The 7,867-nt window shown below is 40.7% G+C and carries 8 protein-coding genes; all 8 read right to left on the reverse strand.

Features of this window, described 5'->3' with window-relative positions:
* Positions 1-249: 249 nt before the first annotated feature.
* The 8 genes from HWQ41_RS26705 to HWQ41_RS26740 all read right to left on the reverse strand — a co-directional run bounded on the left by HWQ41_RS26705 (position 250) and on the right by HWQ41_RS26740 (position 7,583).
* Positions 250-1,173: a branched-chain amino acid ABC transporter permease gene (locus HWQ41_RS26705; protein WP_292769897.1), complete on the reverse strand. Its 924-nt coding sequence runs from the start codon at positions 1,171-1,173 to the stop codon at positions 250-252.
* 197 nt (positions 1,174-1,370) lie between these two features.
* Positions 1,371-1,973 carry a Uma2 family endonuclease gene (locus tag HWQ41_RS26710; RefSeq protein WP_292769899.1) on the reverse strand — a complete coding sequence of 201 codons (603 nt, stop codon included), beginning with the start codon at positions 1,971-1,973 and terminating at the stop codon, positions 1,371-1,373.
* 14 nt (positions 1,974-1,987) lie between these two features.
* Positions 1,988-2,938: a branched-chain amino acid ABC transporter permease gene (locus tag HWQ41_RS26715; protein WP_292769901.1), complete on the reverse strand. Its 951-nt coding sequence runs from the start codon at positions 2,936-2,938 to the stop codon at positions 1,988-1,990.
* 7 nt (positions 2,939-2,945) lie between these two features.
* Positions 2,946-4,208: an ABC transporter substrate-binding protein gene (locus HWQ41_RS26720; RefSeq protein ID WP_292769903.1), complete on the reverse strand. Its 1,263-nt coding sequence runs from the start codon at positions 4,206-4,208 to the stop codon at positions 2,946-2,948.
* A gap of 260 nt (positions 4,209-4,468) precedes the next feature.
* Positions 4,469-4,795, reverse strand: a complete 327-nt coding sequence (locus HWQ41_RS26725) for a DUF6464 family protein (protein WP_292769904.1) — start codon at positions 4,793-4,795, stop codon at positions 4,469-4,471.
* Positions 4,796-5,036: 241 nt separating this feature from the next.
* Positions 5,037-5,528 (reverse strand): hypothetical protein, encoded by a 492-nt coding sequence (locus HWQ41_RS26730; RefSeq protein WP_292769905.1) that lies wholly within the window; start codon positions 5,526-5,528, stop codon positions 5,037-5,039.
* A gap of 541 nt (positions 5,529-6,069) precedes the next feature.
* Complete coding sequence (locus HWQ41_RS26735) at positions 6,070-6,288, reverse strand: hypothetical protein (RefSeq protein WP_292769906.1); 219 nt, start codon at positions 6,286-6,288, stop codon at positions 6,070-6,072.
* A 236-nt stretch (positions 6,289-6,524) separates the two neighbouring features.
* Complete coding sequence (locus HWQ41_RS26740; protein ID WP_292769908.1) at positions 6,525-7,583, reverse strand: 1-acyl-sn-glycerol-3-phosphate acyltransferase; 1,059 nt, start codon at positions 7,581-7,583, stop codon at positions 6,525-6,527.
* Positions 7,584-7,867: the final 284 nt, after the last annotated feature.

The raw sequence follows: 7,867 nt of genomic DNA on the forward strand, positions 1-7,867 counted from the left end.
CACCCTAACCCTCCCCTTATAAAGGGGAGGGAACTAGATTTCCTGTTTCCCCCCTCTTTATAAGGGGGGACTAGATTTCCTGTTTCCCCCCTTTATAAGGGGGGACTAAGGGGGGTAATTCGACTTGTGTGTACACCGTAGGCATGATGGGAGGTTAGCTAAACCACAGCTTTCACTCTTTGGGGTTCCGGGTATTATGCTTAATTGCCCGGACATCATTTGACATTTTTGCATATTATTATGAATAGTTCACTTTTGGGTTTTGCGTCTTTGAAAAATATTTGGAGTAATTAGCCCTTGGGGGAAAAAGATTGTACCTATTACGATTAGTAAGCCAAAAATAATTAATCTCCCATCGCGCAAAAATTGTGCTAACCAATTAGGTAAACCACCAGTATCAGCTAGACTTCGCAGAATCTCTGGTAAGGCTGTAAATACCATACCTCCGACTACCGGCCCTAAAAAAGTTCTCGAACCACCAATTAAAACAAAAGTTAAATATATAATACTGGCATCAAAAGTACCTTGACGAGCATTCCAGGTATTGAGAAAGTGAGCGCTAATTGCACCTACCATCCCTGCAAGCATAGCCCCTAGTGTAAATGCCAAAACTTTGTAATAAGTGGGATTAATTCCCATTGCACTCGCAGCTAATTCATCTTCGCGGATAGCGATAAAAGCCCTTCCGACGCGGATGCGTTCTAAACGGTAAAGCAGCACCATACTAATTAATAGTAAGGGTAAAGCAATCCATAAATATTCAAGTTGTGTTTGGAAAGGTTGAGGAATGCCAAAAATCCCGACAGCACCGCCTGTAATATCTAGATTAAGGGAGATGACGCGCAGAACTTCCACAAAAGCGATAGTTGCGATCGCTAAATAAATTCCTCGCAACCGTAACGCCGGAATTCCCACTATTACACCCAATAAACCAGAAATTGCACCAGCAATTAACATCTCCAATAACAACAATGGAATGGGATATAAACTACTGCTAGATGTAAAAACTTTTGTGGATAAAATTGCTGCAATATATCCACCTAAAGCATAAAACCCTGGACTAGCTAAAGACAATTGTCCTGTCATTAGCGGTAAGTAAAGCGATAACCCTAGTAGCGCCCCCAATACCATAGAGACAATTAGAGAACCGTAAGTAGCGAAAAAATCAGCCATTTTAAAACATTTTGATTAAGCTTAATTAAACTATCGCTTTTATCAACTATAGCGGTTCTCAATTGCATGGAATACAGACCTAACCCCCAGCCCCTTCCCTACAAGGGAAGGGGAGTAAGCTCAAAGCCTCTCTCCTTTTAGGAGAGAGGAATGGAAGTGAGGTCAGAGTGTATTGCATCCAAACAAGAACTCCTATATTAAGCTGTTAAGATTTGCTCTGCTGTCAGCGCCAGTTCAGGAAAAGTTCGTGACACAATCCGTTCTGAACCTCTAAACTGTGTGCGTTGGTATTTTCCCTCAGCATCTAATAGAAAAACAAATACAGCCGGAACTTTTGGATTTCCTAAATACTCTCTTAGCCCGATCGCTAAATAATCTATAATCCAATATTCTGTAATCCCTAAGCGTTGATATTCATCTAATTTATCAATGTAGTCATCTTCCCAATTAGTTAATGTCACTTCTATAGCTAACTGGATGGGTTCTTCAAGTGCAGAATAAGCAGAACGATTTGAGCGCCATCTATCTTTATCTATGACACTTACATCAGGCTTGCGCCCTTGTTCTATTCCATTGGCAGTTATAGTTCTCAGTAATGCTGTGTTTGTTACTACGTAATTTAGGTTAATTCGCCTAATTTCATCATAGAAAGAGTCAGCGATAAAATCAGCGACATCATCATGATTTCTAGTTGCACGCACTTCTACAATTTCTCCATCCACAAGTTCATATAAACCTTCCTCTGGACACTGTTCTAAAAATTGCTCAAAAGTTAATTTTTGTTTGGTGTATGTTTTCATAGGGCTACGTCTCTTTACACTTTCTGAATAAACCGCCGTCCTAGCAAACCTTGGGGTCTAACTAATAACATGATAAACAAAATTCCAAAGGCTACTGCGTCTTTATATCCAGAGTATTCGGCGGGTACAAACGCCTCCACTAGTCCAATTAACAAACCTCCCAATACTGCACCAGGAATACTACCTAAACCACCTAAGACAATTACCGCTAAACCCCGCAATCCAAAAGCAATGCCGAAATATGGCCCGGCAATACTAACACTAGAAGCAACTAAAGTTCCCGCCAATCCTGCTAAAAAACTGCTGATGAAGAATGTTAAAATGATAAAGCGATCGCTATTAATTCCTAACAAACTAGCTGTAGTTGGATCTTCTGCGATCGCCTGCATTGCTTTACCATATTTAGTTCGATTGATAAAATAGGTAAGAATTGCCACAATCACCACTGATACACTAAAAATTACCACCTGAACACTGCGAATTGGAATTGGGTTTTCTGGACTCCCAAAGTTAATCGCAGGGGGCAAATTACCATAAGTATTTGCGGGGTATGTATAACTTTCCGCGCCTACTAAATACTGGATTAAATTCACAATTACCACTGCTACCCCCAAGCTGGAAACAACAGTTAGTAAAGGATCAGATCCTTGACGGCGCAAAGGTTGAAAAGCAACTCGTTCCATTACTACCCCTACCAATCCCGCCAAGGTACTTCCTAAAATCAAGGATATAGCAAAAGGTAATTTTATCGGCAAGGCTGCATTAGCCAATAAGCCGTTAAATCCAAAGTTACCACCCATGAGTGCATAAGTGAAATATGCGCCCAAGGTAAAAATCGCGCCATGAGCTAAATTAATGATGCCCAAAATAGAATAAACCAAGGTATATCCTAAGGCAAAAATTGCATAGACGCTGCCGATGGATAACCCATTTAATAATTGCTGCAAAAATAGATTTATATTCATGTAGCAACTATTTTAGGAATGTGAATTTACCCTGGCTTCCGTCTTTTCCCATCTTGATTTGGGCTACATAAAAATCTTTTTGAACAACTTCACCTATGGGAGTAAAACCAATTTCACCCAGTGGTGTATTGTATCTTCCCACAAGTATCTGTTTATTTAATTCTGTCCGCAATTCTGCTAGCTGTAATTTGTTAACTTTGCTCTTTTTATCTAAAGCTTGGAGGGCTTCGACATAAACCTGTACTGCTGCAAAAGCTTGGGCGCTAAATTGGGGTGGCTCTTTTTTGTATTCGTCATTATAGGCTTTGCGAAATGCCGCGTTAATTTCACCTGGATGTTCTGGACTGTAAGCTTGAGCAATCAATACGCCATCACAAAGCGCTTTACAAACTGGCAATATATTCGATGTATTTAGACCATTACCACCGACAATTAAGCCTTTATAACCCAGTTCCCGCAGTTGTCGGACTAAATTCCCACCATCCGCAGCCAAGCCAGAAATAATTACCAAATCTGGTTTGAGATTAATCGCATTAGTCGCTTGGCTTTGAAAATCTGTATCACTGGTTTGGAACTTTTGTACTGTTACCAATTCTAGCCCTTGATCCTTAACTGTTTGTTGAAAAATTTCCGTTTCTGACTTGCTAAAGGCATCATTCTGAGCATAGAAAACTGCAACTTTTTTAAGTTGAGGATTTTGCTTAAGTGCAGCTTTCACCGAATTAGGTGCGACGATGGAAACTGGTGCAGAAACACGAGCAACGTAATCACCAATTTCGGGAATGTTTTTAGCAGTATTTGATGGCCCAATAATTGGTACTTTTGCACGATCGCCAATGGGGTCAGCACTAAAGGCTTGCTGTGATAAAGTTGGGCCGACAATCCCAATAACTTTATCTTTGTTAATTAAAGTTTGAAAAGCGTTAATTGCCCCGGTTTCATCACCGCTAGTATCTTGAAACACCAATTTAATTGGTGTGCCATTAACACCACCTTTACTATTGAAATACTTCTCGGCAAGTTTGGCTCCAGCGACTTGTTCTTGACCTAGTAATGCCACGTTGCTAGTTTGGGCAACGGCAATACCAATGGGAATAGCAACCGACGATGTACCCGTTGTCGCTGCGGTATCAGTTGGAGTGTTATTTGTGGTACTATTTGGACTATTAGTTGGAGAATTTGTCACAGTCTTAGTGCCACCACCACAGCCTGTTAGGAGCAAAGCGCAAGTTGATAATAATGCTGTTGTCCGAGCGATCGCGTTGTTCATCGTTGAATAATCATGTAGTTATTAGATATTCGGCAAAAGCTAATAGTAAAGTTCATAATCTGCAAACAAAATGACGCAGATTTACACTCTTGCACGAATTCTATTAAATCATTCTTATTCCACCATGCAAAGACAAATATTCAAAGTCTTTGTAAATACAAATTATTATAATTAGTAATGATTTTATCATTCCCCGGTTCTATTTGGGAATGTGCTATGAAGTCGCTTTGTCAGTTCAGTTGAGTACTAAGTAAGCACTCTTAAGCCTTTTTTTCACTATCAGCTAATTTCTTAGGTTCATAGTGACGGCAACCATTACATGGGCCATCGGGATTGACAGCACAGCGAATGTAACCAGATCGGGCATTAAATTTGCAGCTGATGTCGCCAATCAGATAACCCACCCCTTCTAAATAATAGCGATCGCCTTCAACTGCTCTAACGTTTTGCCGTCCCTGCACCGATGTAAAATTCATGGCTGCTTGTCTGAGCCGTAAGCGCGATCGCAAATGGGTTTTGCGGATCACCCACAGGGAAATCAGGGACGGTAAAAAACCAACGGCAATCACTAAAAGTGTCTTTAACACCTTCTTTTTACCCCTTCTGTGCGCTGATTGATTGTCCCTGATGTTGCACTCTGGTTTTACGGAAGTACAAATATTAGGGCAGCTTTGCCTATTTGCCACCAACCGTGGTTGCAATTAGCAATGGCAGTGTGGTATCTAGCAATTTTGAGTAAGAAGTTCCTTCTACCACTTCAATCAGCATAACTGTTACAACCTCTGGGGTGAGCTGCCGTTGAATGTTGATAATTTTAAGATTTGTTGACTAATACCTTTTTGACAAGCATTTTGTGTGAGCCTCAGCCCCACTCTGGTTTTTTCTGTGTCGCTGCGATGCTAATCTTTTTTTGCTTTGCTGACGAAGTTGCTGTGCTAGCTGTGCGGCTTCCCTTTCGGCTCGGAATAAATCAACTCTTCGCGTCGTCAGAATAAATGATTCGTCAGGCTTTCGTTTCACCCAAGGGACGCTAACTGCCAAATACTGACAAATATTTTTGCCTAGCTCCTTTTTCAAGAGTGGGTAACGTTTTTGAGTATTCAGTGTGTTAGCGATCGCTTTCAATTCTAATATCGCTGCTTCTAACTCTCCTGCCATTTGATTGATACGTTCGACTTGCGCGATCAAACGCTCCCGTTCACTGATCATTTTTTTCTCTTGGGGTTGCAGTGGCACTATCGCAGTAGTTACAGATGTCGGCTGCAACAGCGAAACTTTCAGCAAAATGGGCTTTTTGTCCGTGTCTGGGATTTTTTTCATACTACCTCAAGCAAGGCTAGCTGACTTGTAAGGCATTTTAGCAGCAAATTAGTATATTTGTACTAAATAAAAATATATTAAACAAGACACCATTTCAGCAACCATCACCCCGGATCTAGAAGCTATCGTTACTAAAGTTGCGATTTTGTTCTTAATATCAAAATTTTTCCCTTAAAATCACAATTTCTCCCTTAAGTTCACGATTTTTTCCTTAATATCACGACTTTTTTCTTAATATCACGATTTTTTCCTTAAAATCACGATTTTTTTCTTAAAATCACGACTTTTTTCTTAAAGTCATGATTTTTTCCTTAAAGTCACGATTTTTTTCTTAAAATCACGATTCTTTTCTTAAATAGGACTTACGCATTCACAGAGAATACCAAATATGGGTGATGGAAAAAACCGGATCTGTCGTCGGGGTAAAGCGCAATGCTCATTGGTATCAACTTCAGGTAAAACCCTTTTTAAACCTCGTTTTCAGCCTCTGGCTGGAAATGCTCTTCAATTGCGGCTCTGCCGCAAGTCTTGAGGCGGAGCCTCAACGACGGGCATTCCCAGTCTGAGACTGGGAACGAGATAACGTGTTCAGACTGGCTTTCACCTTAAGTTGACACCTATGAGCATTGCGCTTTCCCCTTAGCTCGACTTTATCCATTTTTTTCGCAATGCGATCGCTATCGCTGAAACCTTTGTAGGACGGTAATTTTACTTTTTTAACTTCATCGATAATCTGTGAAGTGGAAAAAGTATTTGCCAAAAAGCCAGGGTTTTTGCCGGATAAAGAAAACCGAGTTCTTAATTTTGGATAAAGTCGAGCTTAGAGGATGTTTGAAAAGTCATGATTGATGTATCAAATATTCTTTTACCCCACCCTAACCCTCCCCTTATAAAGGGGAGGGAACCGGATTTTCTTGTTTCCCCCCTTTATAAGGGGGGATTAAGGGGGGTAATCATTCCATTAGGATCACAACATACCACTTTTCAAACAACCTCTTACAGCGCGGATTTATTTACCATCAAAGTAATTTTAGTTTGCAGTTTTTCTCGTAATTCTTGCGCCTGTTGATAGATTGCTACACGCCCTTTACCGGAGTGAGTTTTCACCCCTACTTGTTCCAAAGGCTGAATAAAGTAACGCAGACGAATTCTCATTGCCCAAATTCCCATTGAAGGAAACAGAATTAAGACAAACATCAAAGGCGAGAAAGGCAAGAATGGTAATTTGACTAGTCGTTGCAATTTCTGGAAATTAACAGTCCAAGGATGTAAATATTCACTACCGATGCAAACTACTGGCAGAATGGGAATTTGATAGCGATCGCTCAACTTAATAAAACTCACATCAAACTTTTCTAGTTGATAGCGTTTTTTCCAACCTTTTAGAGGGCCGCGCATACCTTCGGGTGCATATAAGAGAATTTTACCTTGAGCGATGCCTGCGGCGGGCGCAGCGATCGCTGTTTCAAAATTATCTAATTCGGCTCGTACACCACCCAAAACCTGCGACCATTTAGGTGGTAGCCACCAAATTACCCAAGGATGCTCAAATAATGCTGGACTTGCTACGGGTTGTACCACCCATCCTTTGATTTCACTTAATAAATAACCCAAAGTCAAAAAATCCCAAGGAAAACACATCCCTGCGTGATTCATTGCCACAATCAATGGCCCTGTTGGCGGCAAGTTTTCGACTTGTTGCAATTCTCCCCGAAAATAGTATTTAATGATCGGGCCGAGAACTTCTTTGCTAAAAGCTTGTTGATATTTGGGATCAAATTCACCAACTTCTTTTCGGGGTAAACGAAAACCAAGACGCACCCAGCGACTCAGCAGCGCCAGATAAAATCCACCAGGAATTAAAAATAATCCATATTCGGGCCAATTCCAACCATCTGGATCGGTTTGATAGTGCTGCCAATGGCGGTTGAATAAAATTAGCCAGCCTGGAGGATACCAAAGACAAAACCAATCAAACCAGCTAAATATATAGCCTTCACCTGACACATTTTCCAGTTGAGTGTTTAAAAGGTTTTCGGAGTGTTGATTAATCAAAACAGTAATATGGATTAGGTAAAAATTTGATTTAGATATTATCATAGCTTCACAGCTTTGCCATTAGCATCTTACCTTAGAGGATGTTTGAAAAGTCCTCTTATCGGTAGCAAAAAGTTCGTATGCATCTATCTCCTATTCCCTATTCCCTACCCACGCAAGTAAATTCAGGAATCAAACCGGATTCCTATATATATTAGGACTTACGCAAAATATCTCTCAAACTCTGATTTCTCCGTGTCGCGCCAGTTGCTACAACGGGGAGGCAGCGCGGTCTTCTCCCA

The organism is Nostoc sp. NOS(2021) (genome assembly GCF_017115025.1).
Classification (GTDB): domain Bacteria; phylum Cyanobacteriota; class Cyanobacteriia; order Cyanobacteriales; family Nostocaceae; genus Nostoc.

What these genes read in the sequence shown, in the direction of transcription:
- HWQ41_RS26705 (WP_292769897.1), bottom strand. Translation starts at nt 1,173, where the DNA reads ATGGCTGATTTTTTCGCTACTTACGGTTCTCTAATTGTCTCTATGGTA.
- HWQ41_RS26710 (WP_292769899.1), bottom strand. Translation starts at nt 1,973, where the DNA reads ATGAAAACATACACCAAACAAAAATTAACTTTTGAGCAATTTTTAGAA.
- HWQ41_RS26715 (WP_292769901.1), bottom strand. Translation starts at nt 2,938, where the DNA reads ATGAATATAAATCTATTTTTGCAGCAATTATTAAATGGGTTATCCATC.
- HWQ41_RS26720 (WP_292769903.1), bottom strand. Translation starts at nt 4,208, where the DNA reads ATGAACAACGCGATCGCTCGGACAACAGCATTATTATCAACTTGCGCT.
- HWQ41_RS26730 (WP_292769905.1), bottom strand. Translation starts at nt 5,528, where the DNA reads ATGAAAAAAATCCCAGACACGGACAAAAAGCCCATTTTGCTGAAAGTT.